Here is a 16089-nt window from a genome sequence, read left to right on the forward strand (position 1 = left end):
AGGAGGCATGTGGGGAACCGAGTGGCCCCGGTTTGAGGTGATCAAGCAGGACACCAGGAATAGCCCCCCACAGATGGTGGGCTCGGTGCACGCCGCCGATCCCCAGCATGCCCTCCTGGTGGCCCGGCACGTGTTCGTAAGGCGGCCTTCCGCCTATGCCCTCTTCGTGGCCCCCGCGGACGCCTTTTTCCACGTCTCCCAGGAGGGCCTAAAGGATCTCGCCCCTGGTAGGGAAAGCGGACCCGAGGAGGCCTACTGGGTCTTTGCCAAGCGCAGCCACCGCCGGAGCATGGTCTATGGGGACCTGGTGGGCCGCTTTCTGGCTCAAAGCCCCGAGGATGCCGTGGTCCAAGCCCTGCTCCAGGTCCAAGGGGTAGCCTTCTGGACGGTCCCGGAACGCCTGGTGGTGGGCACGGAACCCACGGAGGAGGTGGTGGAGAGCTGGTTCGCCCCGGCCAGGGAGAAAACCTACCGCCTGCAGAGCTACTATGGCCTGATCACCGCCAAGGGGGTGGAGGATGCTTGATCCCTACCTGAAGGATGCCCTCATAGCCCGGCTTACCGCCTGGGCCGATGACGAGGTGGTCCTAGCCCAACGCCTTTCCGAGTGGGTGGGGCATGCCCCCATCCTTGAAGAGGACATCGCCATCGCCAACCTGGCCCAAGACGAGCTGGGCCACGCCAAGGTCTGGCTGGAACTCAGGCAGGAGCTGGATGGCTCCGACCCCGACCGCCTGGTCTTTTTCCGCGACCCCCTGGAGTACCAAAACGCCATCCTGGTGGAGCTTCCCAAAGGGGACTGGGCCTTCACCATGGTGCGCCAATACCTATTTGATGCCTACGAAAACCTGTGGCTCAAGGAGGCCGTAAAAAGCGGCTATTCCCCTTTGGCTGAGGCGGCAAGCCGCGTCCTAAAGGAGGAACGCTTCCACCTGAGCCACAGCTCCCTTTGGCTAGAACGGTTAGGCCAGGGCACCGAGGAGTCCCACCGCCGCGCCCAGGAGGCCCTAGACATCCTTTTCCCCTACGTTCGCCAGCTCTTCAAGCCCCTGCCCACGGATGAGGCCTTGGTGGAGGTGGGTATCCTGCCAGACCTGCGCGCCTTGGAGGCCCCTTATCTAGAGGAGGTGGGGACCAAGCTGGAGAGGGTAGGGCTCAGACCTCCTCAGGGTGGGTACGTGCCCAAAAGCCGTCAGGAGCATACGGAGTACCTTTGGTCCCTCCTGGCGGAAATGCAGTCCGTGGCCCGCTGGGATCCGGAGGCCAAGGCATGGTAGAGCGGTACTGGGAGGCCCTAAAGGGGGTAAAAGACCCGGAGATCCCCGTCCTCAACATCGTGGAGATGGGGATGGTGCTGGGGATGGAGGTGGAAGGGGAAAGGGTCAGGGTCCGCTTCCGGCCCACCTTCTCCGGCTGCCCCGCCCTTAGGCTCATCCGGGAGGAGATAGCGAAGGCCTTGCGGGAAGCAGGGGCCAAAGAGGTAGAGGTGGTGGAGACCAAGACCCCCTGGAGCACAGAGGACATGAGCCAGGAGGCCAAGGCCAAGCTGCGGGATTACGGCATCGCCCCTCCCATGCCCTTGCCCCTTATGGATAACCCCCCCCTCTGCCCCCGGTGCGGGAGCCAGCGGGTGGATCTGAAAAACCCCTTTGGGGCCACCTTGTGCAAGATGCTCTACCAGTGCGCCGCCTGTGGGGAGGTGTTTGAGGCCTTCAAGACCGTCTGATAGAGGGGAGCCCCTCCCCTCCAAGTAGGAGGGCAGAAGGGCTCCTCAAGAGCCTAGACCACACGGGGAGGAGTTCGTGCCAGGAAAAAAGGTTAGAAGCTACCTCATGGGGGAATGGCGGGAAGGCCAGGGGGAAGGGGTACCGCTGCGGGATGCCGCCACGGGGGAGGTGCTGGCCCATGTCACCGCCCAAGGGCTGCCCCTTAAGGAGGCGGTGGCCTGGGGGAGGGAGGTGGGAGGAAAGGCCCTCCTGGCCTTGGATTTCCCGGAAAGGGGAAGAAGGCTTCGCGCCTTGGCCCAGTACTTGAGCGAGCGGAAGGAGGAGCTCTACCGACTTTACGCCACCACCGGGGGCACGAGGCGGGATGCCTGGTACGACGTGGATGGGGGGATCGGGGTCCTTTACGCCTACAGCTCCTTGGCCCGGAACCTCCCTGAAGGCAACTTCCTGCTGGAGGAAGACCCCATCCCCTTAAGCCGGGACCTTTCCTTCCAGGGGCGTCACCTTCTAGGGCCCAAGGGGGGGATCACCGTGCAGATCAACGCCTTCAACTTCCCCGTCTGGGGCCTTTTGGAGAAGTTTGCGCCTGCCTTCTTGGCGGGGGTGCCCACCCTGGCCAAGGCGGCCACCCCCACCGCCCACGTGGCCGAAGGGCTGGTGCGGCTCATGCTGGAGTCCGGGGTGTTGCCGGAGGGGAGCCTCCAGTTCCTGGCAGGAAGCCTGGGGGATACCTTAGAAGCCTTGGACTACCGGGATAGCGTGTACTTCACCGGCTCCAAAGCCACCGCCGACACCCTGAGGCGCCATCCCGCCTTCATGGAAAGGGGCGTCCTTCTCAACGCGGAGACCGACTCCTTAAACGCTGCCATCCTGGGGGAGGAGGCAGGAGAAGAGGAGCTGGCTAGGCTGGCTCAAGAGATCGCCCAAGAGCTTTCCATCAAAGCGGGGCAGCGGTGCACGGCCATCCGGCGGGTCCTGGTTCCGGGAGGGCGGCTGGAAGCCCTCCTCGAGGCCACCCGCAGGCACCTGGAGGAGCTCAAGCTGGGCGACCCCAGGGAGGAGGGCGTGGAGCTGGGCCCCTTAGCCTCCTTAGGGCAGAAGGCGGAGGTGGAAAAGGCGGTGCAGAGCCTCCTGGAAGCCGGAGCCCGGGTGTACTGGAAGCATCCGGGAAGGCAGGACGGGGCCTTCTTTCCTCCCACCCTCCTCCTGGCCGAGAACCCTTATGCCGAGGCCCTACACCGGGTGGAGGCCTTCGGCCCCGTGGCCACCTTCTTCCCCTATCGGGACCGGGAAGAGGCCCTGCGCTTAGCCCGCATGGGAGGAGGGATGCTGGTGGCCACCGTGGCCACCCCGGACCCCGCGGAGGCCCGCTTCTACCTCCTGGGGCTTTCCGGGGAAGTGGGGCGGTTGCACATCCTTAACCGGAGGAACAGCGCCGCCTCCACCGGCCACGGCTCCCCCTTGCCCCGCCTCCTCCACGGGGGGCCGGGACGGGCCGGGGGCGGGGAGGAGCTCGGGGGGCTTCTTTCCGTAAAGCGGCACCTGGCCAGGGTGGCGCTCCAGGCCGATCCCCACACCCTTCAGGTCCTCACCGGGGAGTACGCCAAGGGGGCGGAAAAGCCCGCCCAGGTCCACCCCTTCCGCAAATACTATGAGGAGTTGGAAATCGGCGAGACCCTCAAGACCCACCGGCGCACGGTGACGGAAGCAGATATCTCCCTTTTCGCCCACCTATCCTGGGACCACTTCTACGCCCACACCGACGAGATCGCCGCCAGGGAGAGCCTCTTCGGTAAGCGGGTGGCCCACGGGTACTTCGTCCTGGCGGCGGCGGCAGGGCTTTTCGTGGACCCTGCCCCGGGGCCGGTCTTGGCTAACTACGGCCTGGAGGGCCTCCGCTTCACCGAACCCGTGGGGATCGGGGACAGCCTGGAAGCCCGCCTAACGGTCAAGTCCAAGCGCCCACGAGACGAGAAAACAGGGGTGGTGGAGTGGGCGGTGGAGGTGCAGAACCAGGACGGGAAACAGGTGGCCACCTACACCCTTCTCACCTTGGTAGCCCGTAAGCCGGGCCCCTAGGAAATAGGAAAAAGGCTGAAACCCAACTGGGGTACCCGGACCCCCCCAGCCCTCAAGGAGACCACCCGCTTCACCGGGGTGGATATCGGCAGCCGGGGCCGATGGCCGGGCCGGTTCTTCCCCGGCCGGTCCGGAAAGGAAGCCAGACCCCTGTTCCCTGTGGCCTAAAGTCCTAGAGTTGGGGTAGGTATGCTGGACGACGTCCTCAAACCCGTCCACGGCGGCCCCGACGGGGGGCCTGAACCCGTGTACGACTTTTCCACCAACGCCAACGCCCTCGGGCCTAACTCTGTAATTCTAGACTTTCTCCAAAAAGTTGACCCAAGCCGCTACCCCGATCCCCTCTACCGCCGGGTACGCCAAAGGCTGGCCCAAGCTCATGGCGTCCTTGCAAGCCAGGTGGCGGTGGGGACTGGAAGCAGCGAACTCATCCACCGCTTAGCCCGTTGGAACTACCTGAGAGGGCCCATCCTCCTCCTTAAACCCACCTTCAGCGAGTACGCCCGCGCCGCTCGGGCCCTGGACCTACCCCTTTGGGAAGCGGAAGACCCGGACACCTTCCTAAGGCTCCTGCCCAAAAGCTCCCTGGCCTTCCTCTGCGTACCCAACAACCCCACGGGGAGGTCTACCCCTTCCTGGAGGAGGCCGCGGCCAGGGCAGGTGGAGCCCTGGTCCTGGACCTGGCCTACTACCCCCTCCTGGAAACCCCGCCCCCCTTACCCCAAAAGGCTTGGTACCTCTTTGGCCCCAACAAGGCCCACGGCCTAACGGGGGTGCGGGCTGGGTACCTGGTGGCCCCCTTGGACCTTTCCACTTTCCAAAGCCTCGCTCCCTCTTGGCCGGTCTCGGTATATGGGGAGGCCCTCCTAGAGGGCCACTTGGATCCGGGAGCCCAGGCCTGGCTAGCGGAAAGCAAAAGGGAACTTCACCGCCTTAGGCGCCGCCTTTCGGATGGCCTAAGGGAGCTGGGCCTTGCGGTTAAGGAAAGCTCCGCCAACTTCCTCCTGGTACGGGTAGGCAAGGCCACAGAGGTGGCTCACCGGCTGCGGGAAAAGGGCATCCGGGTGCGGGATGCCTCCAGCTTCGGCCTCCCCGAGTAGACCAGGCTTTCCGCCCAGCTGGAGGAGGCCATCCAGGCCCTGCTCGAGGCCATGGCCTCCGTCTTGGCCACGGTACGATGGCCCTAGGAAGGTCCCCTGCTCACCCTGTGCAGCCTAGGGGCCTTCTGGTATCTACTTGTGCAAATGGCGAAGGCTAAAGCGGTCGCGGTCTGGGGTACGGGAAGCAGCGTGGGGAAAAGCCTCCTCACCGCTGGGCTTCTCCGCCACTTCCGGCGCCTGGGGCTCAAGGTGGCCCCCTTCAAGGCCCAGAACATGTCCAACCACGCCAGGGTGGTGGCGGGCGGGGAAATGGCCAGCGCCCAGTGGCTACAGGCCTTGGCGGCGGGGGTCCGGCCGGAACCCCGCATGAACCCCGTTCTGATAAAGCCCATGGGACGCCAAGGGGCGCAGGTGGTGCTTTTGGGCCAGGTGAACGAGGATCTAGCCGACGCTATAGAGCAACACCTCGACCTCAAGCCCCTCCACCGGTCCCTAGGCCTTATGGGCCCCAGCCAGACCCAAGGGGGGCATCCTGGGCGAGCCCCAGGCCAGCCCCCCCCACCCGGCCTTACCCTCCTCCTGGGCGGGGCACGTAGCGGGAAAAGCCGCCTGGCCCAGAGGCTGGCGGGGCCCTTCGCCACCCTGGTCGCCACCGCCGAGCCCCGGGACCAGGAGATGGAAGCCCGCATCGCCCGCCACCGGGCCCAGCGCCCACCCACATGGGAAACCATAGAGGAGCCCCTGAACCTGGTGGAGGCCCTGGGGCGGGCCCGCCACCCCACGGTGGTGGTGGACTACCTCACCCTCTGGGTGGCCAACCTCATGGAAAAGGGCCTAGACCCTTTGGCAGAGGCAAAGCGCTTCCTCGAGGCGGTAGATGCGAGCGGCAAACGGGTCATCGCCGTGTCCAACGAGGTGGGAATGGGGATCGTCCCGGTAAATCCCTTGGCCCGGCGCTACCGGGACCTCTTGGGAGAGGTGAACGCCCTCCTCGCCGCAAGGGCCAAGGAGGCCTTCTTTGTGGTGGCAGGGAGAACCCTACGCCTTTAGTGCTCTATGCCCTTTTGCGCCGGCACCCCTTGCTCGAAGGCATGCTTCACCTTACGCATCTCGGTGACGGTATCCGCCAGTTCCAGCAAGGCCTCCGGGGCACCCCGGCCCGTCACCACCACGTGGACATGGGCCGGCCGGCTCCTCAGGACCTCCAGGAACTCCGAGAGGTCTATCCATCCATAGCGCAGAGGGTACGTGGCCTCGTCCAGGACCACCAGGTCCCAATCCCCGGAAAGCAGGGTGGACTTGGCCCGTTCCCAGCCTTCCTGGGCCATCCTGGCCGACCGGTTCAGATCGCGGCTCCTCCAGGTAAAGCCATCCCCAAGGCCCTCCAATGGGATACCCAGCTGGGAAAGGGCCCGGTGCTCCCCAAACCGGGCCCCCTGGTGCTTGATAAACTGGAAGATGCGCACCTTTAACCCCCGGCCGTGGGCCCTCAAGGCCAGGCCAAAGGCCGCGGTGCTCTTGCCCTTGCCTTCCCCGGTGTAGACCAGAAGAAGGCCTCGCCTCTTTCCGCTGGGCTTGGCGTATGGCTTCGCTGGCTTCGGGCTCTCCATAAGCATCGCGTCCAAGGACCACACCCCTAAGCGGGGCATGGCGCCTGGCCCCCTAGGACCCCTGTACCCCTAAGCCGCCTTTCCATCCTTCCCAGTCTACCCATCTAAAGGCCGCATGTACCACCCCACCCCGGCTTGGGCCAAGGTGGGGGCCCCGGCAAGGACCTTGGGTAGGCGTCATCCCCCTGGGGCTTAGAGAGCGAAACAGGAAGATGGCATTGGCCCTTCTGAAACAGAGGATTCCTCAAGGGCAAAGGGCCAAGCCCAAAAGCCCCGCAAGTTCCCCCAAGGCGATCATGGCCCCCAGGACATCCCCGTTGAGCCCCCCCAAACGGGCCAGCGACCAGCGGGCCACCGCATAAGCGGCGAGAAGGGTGAGGAGGGCAGGCCAGGGGTAAAGCAGGGGAAAGGGCAGGGCCAGGAGAAAAGCCCCTCCCAAAGGACCTCCCCGGATTAGGCCAGCCATGCCCGGGTGCAGCAAGGGATAACGGTTCAAAAAGGGCAGTATGGCGAAACGGGCGAAGCCCGGAAGGAGGAGTAGGGAAAGGGGTTCCCGCACCAGGGCCAGGGCCTGCCAAAGAAGGAGGAGGTAGATCCCCCCCACCCCGAAGGCGAAGGAGCCCAGGTGGGGATCTTTCAGGATACGAAGCCGCTCCTCTTTCGGCCTTGCCCCCAAGAGGGCATCGGCCAGATCCAGGAGCCCATCAAGGTGCATAAAACCCGTGAGGCCAAGGAGGGCGGCAAGGAGTAAGCCGGCCAAAAGCCCATTGGGAAGGGGCAGGAGGGCAAGGAGGAAGAGGGGAAGCCCTAAAGCATACCCCGCCAGGGGGAAGAACTGGGTGCTCCTTGAGAAGTCCTCAGGGCCAACCTCCTTTGGGGCCACAGGGAAGACCGTGAGCAGGCCCAGGGCCAAACGCAAGGCACGCCACATGCTAAAGGCGGTCGGAAACCCCCGCCTCCCCAAAGGTGGCCATGTGCAGGATGCGGGCAGCGGCTCGGAGGAGGGGAATGGCCAGGACCGCCCCCGTCCCCTCCCCCAACGCTAGGTCTAGGTCCAGAAGGGGCCTTAGCCCAAGGGCCTCGAGGATGTACCGGTGGCCAGGTTCCCGGCTAAGGTGGCCGGCGAAAAGGTAGTCCTTAAGGCCCGGCTCTAACCTCCAGGCCAAAAGGGCCCCCGAGGAAACAGGAAACCCATCCAAGACCAAGGGCAGACCGTGCCGATAACCTTCCAGGTAAACCCCGGCAATGGCCAGAAGTTCAAGCCCCCCCACCTCCGCCGCCACCGCTAAAGGAGGCATATCCGGGCGGAGCCGGCCCAAGGCCTGGGCCACCGCTTCCCGCTTCCGCCTCAGACCCGCCTCTCCTACCCCGGTACCCCGGCCCACCACCGCCTCGGGGGGAAGGTGCAAAAGCGCCGCCGTTAGGGCACTGGCCGCGGTGGTGTTTCCGATGCCCATGTCCCCTGCCGCCAAAACCGTGGCCCCTTGGGCGATGGCCAACCGGGCCGCCTCCATCCCTGCCGAAAGGGCCATTTCCGCCTCCTCTAGGCCCATAGCCCTTTCCTTGGCTAGATTTCCCGTACCCCACCGAACCTTGCGCTTAAGGAGGCGGGGGTGGTCCGGAAGCTCCCCCTTCACCCCCACGTCCAGGACATAGACCTGGCAGTCCGCCACCCGGGAGAGCTGGTTGATGGCCGCCCCGCCCCCCAGGAAATTCAGAACCATCTGGTAGGTGACCTCCTGGGGATACGCGGACACCCCCTCCGCCACCACCCCGTGGTCCGCAGCGGCCACCACCACCGCCCCAGGGCCCAACTCCGGCTTAAGACGCCCCTGGATGGCCGCCAGGCGCACCGCCACCTCCTCCAACCGGCCCAGGGATCCAGGAGGCTTGGTGAGCCTTTCCATTCGCTCCTGGGCTGCTTGCAGAAGATCCCAGTAACCCATACAGCAGGAGTATAAGCTTGGAGGGTGGAACTCTGGCTGGTGCGCCACGGGGAAACCCTTTGGAACCGGGAAGGACGGCTCCTGGGCTGGACAGACCTCCCCCTTACCCCCCTGGGGGAGGCCCAGGCCCTAGGCCTTAAGGGAAGGCTGCCCCCCCTCCCCGCCCACAGCTCCGACCTGAAACGGGCCCTCCAGACCGCCCAGCTCGCAGGCTTTCACCCCACGCCAACCCAAGCCCTCAGGGAAATCCACTTCGGGACCCTGGAGGGGGCCCTGTGGGAAAGGCTGGAACCCGGGTACAAGGAAGCCCTCCTCCGGTTCCAAGGCTTTGCCCCTCCCGGAGGAGAAAGCCTCGAGGCCTTCCAGGAAAGGGTCTACCGCTTCTTGGAGGAGCTTAAGACCCCCGCCCTCCTCTTCACCCATGGGGGGGTGATCCGGGCCGCCTTGAGGGCCCTGGGAGAGGACGCCCTTCCCCTCCCGGGTAGCGTCGTGGTCCTGGATTGGCCAAGGCGGATCCTGGACCGTCTGGACCCAAGCCCATGAGCCTTTTCCTGGCCCTCCTCCTGGATGCCCTCCTGGGGGAGCCCCCAGCCCGTTTCCACCCTGTGGTCCTCATGGGCCGTTACCTGGCCTGGGCCTGGCCGCGGGTCAGGGATTTGGCCTCTGGAGCCTTTTACTGGGCTTTGGGTGCCCTCCTTTTCACCTTCCCTGCCCTCCTCCTGGACCTCTTCCTCAGGCCTTTGGCCTGGGGTTGGCTCCTTTTGGGACTTCTCCTCAAGCCCCTCTTTAGCCTGCGGATGCTCCTTTGGGAGGTTAAGGAGGTGGAGGTAGCCCTGGCCCAGGACCTGGAGGAAGCCAGGAAAAGGCTTGCCCGCATCGCAAGCCGTCCGACGGGGGACCTCTCGGAAGAAGAAGTGCGGGAAGCCGCCCTGGAAAGCCTCTCGGAGAATCTCTCCGATAGCCTGGTGGCTCCCCTCCTCTACTACGCCTTCTTCGGGCTGGCCGGAGCAGCCCTCTACCGCTACGCCAACACCGCGGACGCCATGTGGGGCTACCCCGAGCACGGGGCCCGGGGCGCCGTGGCCGCCCGGATTGACGACCTCCTGAACCTCCTTCCCGCGCGGTTCACCGGGCTCCTCCTGCTCACGCAAATCCCTCTGCCTTGGGGGCAAAGCGGCCTCTTCTCCTTCCGCCTTTGGCCAAGACTGTGGCGGGAAGCAAGGAAAACCCCCTCCCCTAACGCCGGCTTCCCCATGGCCGCCCTGGCCCTTAGGCTTGGGGTACGTTTGAGCAAACGAGGGGTGTACGCGCTCAACGAGAATGCCCCTTCCCCAACCCCAAAGGCCACCCGCGAGGCCCTCCGCCTCTCCGCCCTCCTAGGCTACGGGCTCGGCCTCCTCATGGCCCTATTCACTTGGGTGCGGTGAGGGAGGAGTGCGCCCTTGACCTTCGGGGCCATATATGGTACCCTCCTGTCAGGACGCCCAACATTTAGGGTGTCCTGGCCGCGATGCCAGGCCGACAGGCCTGGACGCCCGATGGCGGTGGGGGAAGTCCGGTGCAAGTCCGGCGCTGTCCCGCAACGGTAACCAGCCCAGGCTGGAAGCCCGAGTACCCGCTTCGCGGTCCTGCCCCGTAGCCCTCGAGGCAAGGGTGAAGGTGGTGATGCCTGTGGGACCCTAGACCTTTGATTCCCCCAAAACCCGAGGCCCGCACCGGGCCATGAGGCCTTAGGGCATAGGTGGGTTACGAGTGCCCCTTTCAGGGGAGGCGCCTTCCCCTGGCAAAGGGACTAGGGAGGTTTTATATGAAAGAGACGCGCATGGTGCACACCGTCTTCCCCGGAGAGACCAACCACTACGGCACCCTTTTCGGCGGCACCGCCATGGCCTGGATGGACCAGGCGGCCTTCGTGGCGGCCACCCGGCACGCCCATCGCAAGGTGGTCACGGTGCACTCGGATGCCGTGGACTTCAAGCACCCGGTGCCCCTGGGCTCCATCGTGGAGCTGGTGGCCCGGGTGGTGGAGGTGGGGCGAACCTCCATGCGGGTGGAGGTGGAGATGTGGGTGGAACCCATCGGGCAGGGCAAGCAGGCTTATTTGGCGGCCAAGGGCGGCTTCGTCTTGGTGGCGGTGGATGAAAAGGGGCGGCCGGTCCCGGTACCACCCCTGGGGGAGGAGGCATGATCCGCACCCTGGGCTTTGGCCTCCCCCGCCTGGGCCCCCACCGGGAGTACAAAAGGCTTCTGGAGGAGTTCTGGAAAGGAGGGCTGTCCAAGAGGGAGCTCCTACAGGGCCTGGAGGACCTGGAGGCGGTCCGGGTCAGGGACTACCGGACGAGGGTGGACCTCTACCCCGCGGGGGAGATGAGCCTCTACGACCCCATGCTGGACCTGGCGGTGGCCCTGGGCCTCTACCCGGTTCCGGCTGGGGACCTCGAGGCCTACTTTGCCCTGGCCAGGGGCAAAGGGGCCCTTCCCCTCAGAAAGTGGTTCGGCACCAACTACCACCACCTGGTCCCCCGCCTGCCGGAAAGGCCCGCCTATACTCCAAACCCCGCCTGGTTTCCCTACCCCGTGGGCCAAGGGGCCAACCCTGAGGGCCTGCCCACCCTCATCGGCCCCTATACCTTTTTGCGGGTGGCGCAAAACCCCCCGGAGGAAAAGGGGGTGAGGGCCCACCTGGAAGCCCTCTTGGAGGCCTACCGGGCTCTTTTGGCGCCCCTGGCCCCCCAAGGCCGGCCCATCCTCCTCCAGGAGCCGGCCCTGGGCCTGGAAGAGGCGGAGGCCCACCTCCCCCACCTCCTGGATCTCTACCGCTCCCTGGCGGAAGCGGTGCCCCTGGTCCTCCTCAGCTATTACTTGCCCCCAGCCCCCAGGGTGTTGGAAGCCCTGGCCCAGCTCCCCATGCGGGGCCTGGCCGTGTGGTTCCACCCACACCAACCCCCGCCCGCCCTCGCCCCCGGCACCGCCCCCGTGGTCCTGGCCGTGGAGGGGCAAGGGGTGTGGCGCACGGACCTCTTGGCCCTCAGGGAAAGGCTCCTCCCCTGGTTGGAGCCCCTTTTGGATGACGGGCGGGAGGTGATCCTGGCCCCCAAGGCCCCCCTTTTCCACCTCCCCTGGCGGGTTTCCGAGCCCCTGCCCCCGCACCTGGAGGGCCGGCTGGCCTTTGCGGAAGAACGGCTGGAGGAGCTCCGCCTCCTCAAGGGCCTCCTCCTGGGCCAGGGGGATGGGGAGGCGGCCGCCTGGTACACACCACCCCCCATCTGGGACTTCCAGCCTTCATCCCCCCCACCCCCAAGACCCCCCAGGGAGGTGCGGCACCAGGCGCAAGGGGCCTTGGGCCTTCCCCGCTTCCCCACCACCACCATCGGCAGCCTTCCCCAGACCCAGCAGCTCCGGGAGCTGCGCCTTAGCCTCCGGTCGGGGAGGATAAGCCCGGAGGCCTACGAGGCGGAGATCCAAAGGGCCATCCAGGAGAACATCCGCTTGCAGGAGGAGCTGGGACTGGACGTCTTGGTCCACGGGGAGCCGGAACGGAGCGACATGGTGGAGTTTTTCGCGGAGCGGCTTGAGGGGTTTTACACCACGCAAAGGGGCTTCGTCCTCTCCTATGGCAGCCGGGTCTGGCGCCCCCCCATCCTCCATGCGCCCCCCAGGCGCCGGGAGGCCCTGGTGCTGAGGGAGACCCTTTACGCCCAAAGCCTCACCCCTAAGCCGGTGAAGGCCATCCTCACCGGGCCCATCACCTTAGCCGCTTGGAGCTACCTGCCGGAGGGGGTGGGCTTCGGGGAGGCGGTTCTAGCCCTGGCGGAGGCCTTGCGGGAGGAGGTGGAGGACCTAAAGGCCCACGGCATCCGCGTGGTCCAGGTGGACGAACCCGCCCTCTTGGAGAGGATGCCCCTTAGGGACCAGGACCAGCCCGGCTACGTGCGGCTCGTCCAGGAAGCCTTCCACCGGGTGGTGGGGGGCCTGGGCCCCGGGGTGCAGGTGCACCTCCACCTGTGCTATTCGGACTACAGGGCCTTAAGGCCTTTCCTGGAGGCCATGGACCCAGACGTGGTGAGCGTGGAGGGGGCCCGGCAGGACCCCGCTTTCCTCTCGGAGCTCCAGGGCCTTCCCCTGGGGATCGGCCCCGGGGTGTTTGACGTCCACTCCCCAGAGGAGACGGACCCCGAGGAGATGCTGCGCCGCCTGGAGGTGTACCTGGAGGCCATCCCCGAGCACGCCCTCTGGATCAACCCCGACTGCGGCCTCAAGACCCGAAGCCCCGAGGAGGCCTTGCGCAACCTCCGGCACATGATGGAGGCCGCCAGGAGGCTAAGGGCAAGGCTGGCCGCCAAGGAGGAATAGCCATGATCCAAGACCCTAGACCCCATTACCGGCCCTACGAGTACCCGGAGCTCCTGCGCTTCCGGGACGCCATCCGCCACAGCTACTGGCTGCACACGGAGTTCGCCTACGCCGCGGACGTGCAGGACTACGCCCTGGCCACCCCCGAGGTGCGGGGCTTGGTGCGGCGCTCCCTTATGGCCATCTCCCAGGTGGAGCTTTCTGTGAAGCTCTTCTGGGCCAGGACCTACGACCGCTTCCCCAAGCCGGAGGTGGCCGAGGTGGGCATGACCTTTGCCGAGAGCGAGGTGCGCCACGCCAACGCCTACGCCCATCTCCTGGACCTCCTGGGCCTGGAGGAAGAGTTCGCCAAGGCCCTGGAGTCCCCCGCCCTTCGGAATCGGCACCGGCTCCTCCAGGAGGTGTTGGACCGCTCCCGCACGGGGGACCTGGGGGAGTACGCCAAGGCCCTCCTCCTCTTCTCCGCCTTCACGGAGCACGCCTCCCTCTTCTCCCAGTTCTACATCCTCATGGCCCTCAACAAGCGCCTGGGCCAGTTCAAGGGCATCTCCAACGCCATCGAGGCCACCAGCAAGGAGGAAAACCTCCACGGCCTCTTTGGGGTGGAGCTCCTGCGGATCCTGAGGAGGGAAAGCCCCCACCTCTTCCACCCCCCCTTCGGGGAGGAGGTGGCGGAGGGGGTCCAGGCCTTCTTCAGGGCGGAGGAGGAGCTACTAGACTGGCTCTTTGCCGCAGGGGAGCCAGAGGCCCTAAAGGGAGAGGAGGTGCGGGAGTTTCTGAAGAAGCGGTACAACGATATCCTGGCCCTCCACGGCCTCCCGGCTCCCTTTGCGGTGAGGGAAGAGGCCCTCCGGGATGCGGCGTGGTTCGACCTGGAGCTCCTCGCGGATAAGGAGGTGGACTTCTTCAACAAAAGGAGCGTGGCCTACGCCAGGAGGGTGCAAAGCTTTGACCCGGAAAGCCTGTTCTAGTGGTTCATTTGGGGCAGGGGCCCCAAAGCGGAGGCTAGGATGCTAAAGACCAAGAGGGAGTACCAGCCGTGGTACTGGGCTAACGAGTGGACAAGGCTTTACATGAGCCGGGGCTACCTCCTCCCCGGGGTTTCGGTGGAGGAAAGGGTGCGGCAGATCGCCGACCGGGCCGAGGCCCTAAGCGGGATCGAGGGCTTCTCCCGCAAGTTCCAGGAGTACATGGCCCGGGGCTTTTTCTCCCTGGCCACCCCCATCTGGGCCAACTACGGGCTGAGGCGGGGCCTGCCCATCTCCTGCTACGGCACCTACGTGGAGGACGACACCGCCAGCATCCTGGAGGCGGTGTCGGAGATCGGCATGATGAGCAAACAGGGCGGGGGGACCTCCGTCTACCTGGGTGCCCTTCGCCCCAGGGGCGCCCCCATCCGGGACAACGGGGAGAGCAACGGCTCCTTCGCCTTCGCCTCCCTCTTTGACCGGGCCATCGAGGTCTTCAACCAGGGCTCCACCCGCAGGGGCCAGTGCGCCGCCTACATCCCCATAGAGCACCCGGACTTTGAGGAGTGGCTCCAGATCCAGCGGGAGGGAAGCCCCATCCAGTCCCTCTTCTGGGGGGTCTCCGTGGGGGATGCTTGGCTGGAGGCCACCATAGCGGGGGACCGGGAGGGGCGGGAGCGGTGGGCCAAGGTGCTCAAGAGCCGGGCCGAGGTGGGCATCCCCTACCTCTTCTTCCGGGACAACGCCAACCGCCAGGCCCCGGAGGTCTTCAAACGGTTGGGCAAGACCATCCACGCCTCCAACCTGTGCACGGAGATCATGCTCCCCTCGAGCCCGGATGAGAGCTTCGTCTGCTGCCTCTCCTCCCTCAACCTTCTGCACTTTGACGAGTGGAAGGACACGGACGCGGTGGAGACCCTCACCATCTTCCTGGACACCGTCTTGGACGACTTCATCCAGAAGGCGGAAGGGATTCCCTACATGGCACGGGCCGTGCGCTTTGCCAAGCGCTACAGGGCCATCGGCATCGGGGTCCTGGGCTGGCACAGCTACCTGCAGTCCCAGGGCATCCCCCTGGAGAGCACGGAGGCCCTCCTCCTCAACAACCTCATCTTCAAGACCATCCGGGAAAAGGCGGAAGAGGCCAGCCGTTGGCTCAGGAAGCGCCACCCGGAGGACGAGCTGGCGCCCATCATGGACCGGAGGAACGCCACCCTCCTGGCCATCGCCCCCACCAAGAGCAGCTCCTTCATCCTGGGCCAGGTCTCCCCCTCCATCGAGCCCTACACCAGCAACTACTACCTCAAGGACCTGCAAAAGGCCCGGGTGCCCTTCAAGAACCCCTTCCTGGAGGAGCTCCTCCGGGAAAAGGGCAAGGACGAGGAGAAGGTGTGGCGGAGCATCCTGGAGCACAACGGCTCCGTGCAGCACCTGGACTTTCTCACCGATGAGGAAAAGGACGTGTTCAAGACCTTCGCCGAGGTATCGCAGAAGACCCTGATCAACCTGGCGGCGGCGCGGCAGAAGCACATCGACCAGGGCCAGTCCCTGAACCTGGTGATCCACCCCGAGGCCCCGCCCAAGGACGTGAACGAGCTCTACCTCCACGCCTGGAAAAGCGGCCTCAAGGCCCTCTACTACCAGTTCAGCGCCAGCGTGGCCCAGGCCTACAGCCGGGACCTCCTCCTCTCCTGCCGGGCGTGCGAAAGCTAGGGGCTCCCGCTACCCCCTGGTACTACCCCACCCTGGCTTGCGCCAAGGTGGGGGCCCAGCCTTTAGAGAGCCGACATCCCGGTACAGCTTGGGGAGCGCAAACGGAAGGAAACGGTTAACACCGCCCACCTTGGCTAGAGCCAAGCTGGGACGCCGGGAAGGCCCTATCAAAGTATCATGGAGGCCATGACGGATAAGAACCTTGCCCGCTTCTACGCCTTGGCCCAGGAGTTTTGGTCCCAGCTTCCCCCTCAGGCCCGGTTCCGCCCCCTCGAGGACGCCAAGACCTTTGCCCGAAACAAGGAGGTCCTAAAGGGCTTTGTGGAAGAGGTGGTCCAGGGCTTTTACGATACCCTCTTTTCCCATCCCGCCACCCGGGCCATCTTCCGGGAAGGGGAAAGGCCGCAAAGGGAGAAAACCCTTAGGGACTGGTACCTGCGCACGGTGGAGGGTCCTTTTAACGGCCAGTACTTCGCCTGGCAGACCCTGGTGGGCCTGGTGCACGTGCGCCGGGGGGTGACCAACGCCATGATGGCCGCCATGTGGAACTGGGTGGTGGAAAACGTCTCCCGCTTAGCCCAGGAAAGGCTTCC

15 protein-coding genes, 1 pseudogene and 1 riboswitch are annotated in these 16089 nt (G+C 65.6%); of the genes and pseudogenes, 13 read left to right on the forward strand and 3 right to left on the reverse strand.

The window, feature by feature from the left end:
* Window positions 1-7 precede the first annotated feature (7 nt).
* The 6 genes and pseudogenes from L0D18_RS10400 to cobU all read left to right on the forward strand — a co-directional run bounded on the left by L0D18_RS10400 (window position 8) and on the right by cobU (window position 5956).
* Window positions 8-526: a phenylacetic acid degradation protein gene (locus L0D18_RS10400; protein WP_243028882.1), complete on the forward strand. Its 519-nt coding sequence runs from the start codon at window positions 8-10 to the stop codon at window positions 524-526.
* On the forward strand, window positions 519-1277 hold the full coding sequence (gene paaC, locus L0D18_RS10405) for a 1,2-phenylacetyl-CoA epoxidase subunit PaaC (RefSeq protein ID WP_243028884.1): 759 nt from the start codon (window positions 519-521) through the stop codon (window positions 1275-1277). The genes L0D18_RS10400 and paaC overlap by 8 nt, the downstream gene beginning before the upstream one ends.
* A complete protein-coding gene (gene paaD / locus L0D18_RS10410; RefSeq protein WP_243028887.1) occupies window positions 1271-1726 on the forward strand; it encodes a 1,2-phenylacetyl-CoA epoxidase subunit PaaD in 456 nt (151 codons plus the stop codon). The genes paaC and paaD overlap by 7 nt, the downstream gene beginning before the upstream one ends.
* A gap of 76 nt (window positions 1727-1802) precedes the next feature.
* Entirely contained in the window at window positions 1803-3806 is a 2004-nt protein-coding gene (gene paaZ / locus L0D18_RS10415) for a phenylacetic acid degradation bifunctional protein PaaZ (RefSeq protein WP_341474594.1), read from the forward strand.
* Window positions 3807-3995: 189 nt separating this feature from the next.
* Window positions 3996-4993, forward strand: a pseudogene (locus tag L0D18_RS10420) (aminotransferase class I/II-fold pyridoxal phosphate-dependent enzyme).
* A 57-nt stretch (window positions 4994-5050) separates the two neighbouring features.
* Window positions 5051-5956 (forward strand): bifunctional adenosylcobinamide kinase/adenosylcobinamide-phosphate guanylyltransferase, encoded by a 906-nt coding sequence (cobU, locus tag L0D18_RS10425; protein WP_243028889.1) that lies wholly within the window; start codon window positions 5051-5053, stop codon window positions 5954-5956.
* Here the strand turns inward: cobU and cobO are convergent.
* The 3 genes from cobO to cobT form a co-directional block, all read right to left on the reverse strand.
* On the reverse strand, window positions 5953-6516 hold the full coding sequence (cobO, locus tag L0D18_RS10430; RefSeq protein ID WP_243028907.1) for a cob(I)yrinic acid a,c-diamide adenosyltransferase: 564 nt from the start codon (window positions 6514-6516) through the stop codon (window positions 5953-5955). The genes cobU and cobO overlap by 4 nt on opposite strands.
* Before the next feature lie 244 nt (window positions 6517-6760).
* A complete protein-coding gene (locus L0D18_RS10435; protein ID WP_243028890.1) occupies window positions 6761-7447 on the reverse strand; it encodes an adenosylcobinamide-GDP ribazoletransferase in 687 nt (228 codons plus the stop codon).
* Between the two features lies 1 nt (window position 7448).
* The gene (gene cobT, locus L0D18_RS10440) at window positions 7449-8462 is read right to left on the reverse strand and encodes a nicotinate-nucleotide--dimethylbenzimidazole phosphoribosyltransferase (protein WP_243028892.1); all 1014 of its coding nucleotides are present in this window, start codon (window positions 8460-8462) and stop codon (window positions 7449-7451) included.
* A 24-nt stretch (window positions 8463-8486) separates the two neighbouring features.
* On the opposite strand from cobT, the gene L0D18_RS10445 reads away from it, so the two are divergent.
* From L0D18_RS10445 to L0D18_RS10475, 7 genes are all read left to right on the forward strand, one after another.
* Window positions 8487-9005, forward strand: a complete 519-nt coding sequence (locus L0D18_RS10445) for a histidine phosphatase family protein (RefSeq protein ID WP_243028894.1) — start codon at window positions 8487-8489, stop codon at window positions 9003-9005.
* The gene (cbiB, locus tag L0D18_RS10450) at window positions 9002-9889 is read left to right on the forward strand and encodes an adenosylcobinamide-phosphate synthase CbiB (protein ID WP_243028895.1); all 888 of its coding nucleotides are present in this window, start codon (window positions 9002-9004) and stop codon (window positions 9887-9889) included. The genes L0D18_RS10445 and cbiB overlap by 4 nt, the downstream gene beginning before the upstream one ends.
* A gap of 58 nt (window positions 9890-9947) precedes the next feature.
* A riboswitch (cobalamin riboswitch) is annotated at window positions 9948-10099 on the forward strand.
* 170 nt (window positions 10100-10269) lie between these two features.
* Entirely contained in the window at window positions 10270-10650 is a 381-nt protein-coding gene (locus L0D18_RS10455) for an acyl-CoA thioesterase (RefSeq protein WP_243028896.1), read from the forward strand.
* Window positions 10647-12815 carry a 5-methyltetrahydropteroyltriglutamate--homocysteine S-methyltransferase gene (locus L0D18_RS10460; RefSeq protein ID WP_243028897.1) on the forward strand — a complete coding sequence of 723 codons (2169 nt, stop codon included), beginning with the start codon at window positions 10647-10649 and terminating at the stop codon, window positions 12813-12815. The genes L0D18_RS10455 and L0D18_RS10460 overlap by 4 nt, the downstream gene beginning before the upstream one ends.
* A 2-nt stretch (window positions 12816-12817) precedes the next feature.
* Window positions 12818-13786 carry a ribonucleotide-diphosphate reductase subunit beta gene (locus tag L0D18_RS10465; protein ID WP_243028898.1) on the forward strand — a complete coding sequence of 323 codons (969 nt, stop codon included), beginning with the start codon at window positions 12818-12820 and terminating at the stop codon, window positions 13784-13786.
* Between the two features lie 39 nt (window positions 13787-13825).
* Window positions 13826-15496, forward strand: coding sequence for a ribonucleoside-diphosphate reductase subunit alpha (locus L0D18_RS10470; protein WP_243028899.1), 1671 nt, complete (start codon window positions 13826-13828; stop codon window positions 15494-15496).
* A 186-nt stretch (window positions 15497-15682) separates the two neighbouring features.
* Window positions 15683-16089: protoglobin domain-containing protein (locus L0D18_RS10475; protein WP_243028900.1), on the forward strand; the 407-nt coding region annotated here is incomplete at its 3' end.

It is taken from the genome of Thermus albus (assembly GCF_022760855.1).
GTDB classification, from domain to species: domain Bacteria; phylum Deinococcota; class Deinococci; order Deinococcales; family Thermaceae; genus Thermus; species Thermus albus.

Excerpts from the sequence above, each read along its gene's own strand:
- L0D18_RS10400 (WP_243028882.1), top strand. The coding sequence starts at position 8 with ATGTGGGGAACCGAGTGGCCCCGGTTTGAGGTGATCAAGCAGGACACC.
- paaC (WP_243028884.1), top strand. The coding sequence starts at position 519 with ATGCTTGATCCCTACCTGAAGGATGCCCTCATAGCCCGGCTTACCGCC.
- paaD (WP_243028887.1), top strand. The coding sequence starts at position 1,271 with ATGGTAGAGCGGTACTGGGAGGCCCTAAAGGGGGTAAAAGACCCGGAG.
- cobU (WP_243028889.1), top strand. The coding sequence starts at position 5,051 with ATGGCGAAGGCTAAAGCGGTCGCGGTCTGGGGTACGGGAAGCAGCGTG.
- cobO (WP_243028907.1), bottom strand. The coding sequence starts at position 6,516 with ATGGAGAGCCCGAAGCCAGCGAAGCCATACGCCAAGCCCAGCGGAAAG.
- L0D18_RS10435 (WP_243028890.1), bottom strand. The coding sequence starts at position 7,447 with ATGTGGCGTGCCTTGCGTTTGGCCCTGGGCCTGCTCACGGTCTTCCCT.
- cobT (WP_243028892.1), bottom strand. The coding sequence starts at position 8,462 with ATGGGTTACTGGGATCTTCTGCAAGCAGCCCAGGAGCGAATGGAAAGG.
- cbiB (WP_243028895.1), top strand. The coding sequence starts at position 9,002 with ATGAGCCTTTTCCTGGCCCTCCTCCTGGATGCCCTCCTGGGGGAGCCC.
- L0D18_RS10455 (WP_243028896.1), top strand. The coding sequence starts at position 10,270 with ATGAAAGAGACGCGCATGGTGCACACCGTCTTCCCCGGAGAGACCAAC.
- L0D18_RS10460 (WP_243028897.1), top strand. The coding sequence starts at position 10,647 with ATGATCCGCACCCTGGGCTTTGGCCTCCCCCGCCTGGGCCCCCACCGG.
- L0D18_RS10465 (WP_243028898.1), top strand. The coding sequence starts at position 12,818 with ATGATCCAAGACCCTAGACCCCATTACCGGCCCTACGAGTACCCGGAG.
- L0D18_RS10470 (WP_243028899.1), top strand. The coding sequence starts at position 13,826 with ATGCTAAAGACCAAGAGGGAGTACCAGCCGTGGTACTGGGCTAACGAG.